This is a genomic window from Ruegeria sp. H7 (assembly GCF_056532945.1).
On the sequence record NZ_JBQFNZ010000020.1, the window covers coordinates 1 to 2,500 of the forward strand.

The window sequence follows — 2,500 nt, forward strand, 5'->3', positions numbered from 1 at the left end:
TGGGCTTTTACTAGGTTTGGCGGTGACCTACTCTCCCGGGGCTTAAGCCCAAGTACCATTGGCGCGGCAGTGCTTAACTTCCGGGTTCGGTATGGGACCGGGTGTTTCACTTGCGCTATGACCACCAAACCGAGGAAAAGCCCCCGTCGCGACTTTTGCGAAGCAAAAGCGCGACGCGCAGGAGGCAGCGTATTCGCTTGCGAATGCGCGGTCCTGCACGGTTGTGTTAATCAATCAACACCGTCGCTGTTTGCGCAGCAAAAGCGACGAGCGGGAGGCAGCGTATTCGTTTACGAATGCGCGTTCCCGCGTCTTAGTCATCCATTGTCAAGTTTGGTGTATGCTTTTGGTCTTGTTTGATCGCCTACCGTCTCTGTTTGAGGCGGTTGGGTTTGTCTTTCTGTTACTGGATCAAATCAAGCCTATCGGGCGATTAGTACCGGTCAACTGAACGCATTACTGCGCTTACATCTCCGGCCTATTGACGTGGTGGTCTTCCACGGCCCTCAGGGAGACCTTGTTTTGAGGGGGGCTTCCCGCTTAGATGCCTTCAGCGGTTATCCTGTCCGATCATAGCTACCCAGCACTGCCGTTGGCACGACAACTGGTCCACCAGTGGATCGTTCACCCCGGTCCTCTCGTACTAGGGGCAACTCCTCTCAAGTCTCCTACACCCACGGCAGATAGGGACCGAACTGTCTCACGACGTTCTAAACCCAGCTCACGTACCTCTTTAAACGGCGAACAGCCGTACCCTTGGGACCTGCTCCAGCCCCAGGATGAGATGAGCCGACATCGAGGTGCCAAACACTGCCGTCGATATGGACTCTTGGGCAGTATCAGCCTGTTATCCCCGGCGTACCTTTTATCCGTTGAGCGATGGCCCTTCCACTCGGGACCACCGGATCACTATGGCCGTCTTTCGACTCTGCTCGACTTGTCAGTCTTGCAGTCAGGCTGGCTTCTGCCATTGCACTCAACGAGCGATTTCCGACCGCTCTGAGCCAACCTTCGCGCGCCTCCGTTACGCTTTAGGAGGCGACCGCCCCAGTCAAACTACCCGCCACGCAGGGTCCCGGATCCGGATAACGGACCGCGGTTAGACATCAAGAGTGCGAAGGGTGGTATCTCAAGGGAGGCTCCACGGATACTTGCGTTTCCGCTTCAAAGCCTACCACCTATCCTGCACATCACAATCCTGATGCCAGTGCGAAGCTGTAGTAAAGGTGCACGGGGTCTTTCCGTCTAACCGCGGGAAGCCTGCATCTTGACAGGCAATTCAATTTCGCTGAGTCGATGTTGGAGACAGCGGGGAAGTCGTTACGCCATTCGTGCAGGTCGGAACTTACCCGACAAGGAATTTCGCTACCTTAGGACCGTTATAGTTACGGCCGCCGTTTACCTGGGCTTCAATTCAAGGCTCTCACCTCTCCTTTTAACCTTCAGGCACCGGGCAGGCGTCAGACCCTATACGTCGTCTTGCGACTTCGCAGAGCCCTGTGTTTTTAATAAACAGTCGCCACCCCCTGGTTTGTGCCCCCAGCCCCTAGTTGCCTAGGAACCGGGCCTCCTTCTCGCGAACTTACGGAGGTATTTTGCCGAGTTCCTTCAACATCGTTCTCTCAAGCGCCTTGGTATGCTCTACCAGTCCACCTGTGTCGGTTTAGGGTACGGTCTGATGGAGGGCTATTTCCAGGAACCACTCAGCAGCCCAATCAATCCGATAAGATTGAACTACACCTGTGATCCGTCACATCCTCCTGGCCTAGGAATATTAACCTAGTTCCCATCGCCTACGCCTTTCGGCCTCGGCTTAGGGGCCGGCTTACCCTGCTCAGATTAGCTTTAAGCAGGAACCCTTGGACTTTCGGCGAGAGTGTCTCTCACACTCTTTGTCGCTACTCATGTCATCATTCTCACTAGTGATCTCTCCACGGGATCGCTCACGCGCCCGCTTCATCGAAAGCTCCAAATATCCTCCAAGGCGTCCCGAAAGACGCTAAAGAGGATAGGAACTATGTCACACTACGCTCTGCTACCGATGCTTACGCATCCCTAGACTTCGGCTCATGGCTTGAGCCCCGTTACATCTTCGCCGCAGGACAACTTATTTAGACCAGTGAGCTGTTACGCTATCTTTAAAGGATGGCTGCTTCTAAGCCAACCTCCTGGTTGTTTTGGTCGTCCCACCTGCTTTCCCACTTAGCCATGAATTGGGGGCCTTAGTCGTAGGTCAGGGTTGTTTCCCTCTCCACTACGGACGTTAGCATCCGCAGTGTGTCTGCCATCTAGTACTCCCGGGTATTCGGAGTTTGGTTAGGATCAGTAAGCCTGTGGGGCCCCATTACCCATCCAGTGCTCTACCCCCCGGGGTATTCGGATGACGCTCTACCTAAATAGATTTCGCAGAGAACCAGCTATCTCCGAGTTTGATTGGCCTTTCACCCCTAGGCACAGCTCATCCCGATCCTTTTCAACGGATGTGGGTTCGGTCCTCCAG

General features: G+C 54.6%; 2 rRNA genes (1 of these 2 cut by a window edge). Both read right to left on the bottom strand.

Annotated elements, in window-relative coordinates:
* Nucleotides 1–14: 14 nt before the first annotated feature.
* Nucleotides 15–129, bottom strand: a 5S ribosomal RNA gene (rrf, locus tag ACR0AC_RS21145).
* Nucleotides 130–412: 283 nt separating this feature from the next.
* A 23S ribosomal RNA gene (locus tag ACR0AC_RS21150) occupies nucleotides 413–2,500 on the bottom strand (it continues 744 nt past the right edge of the window).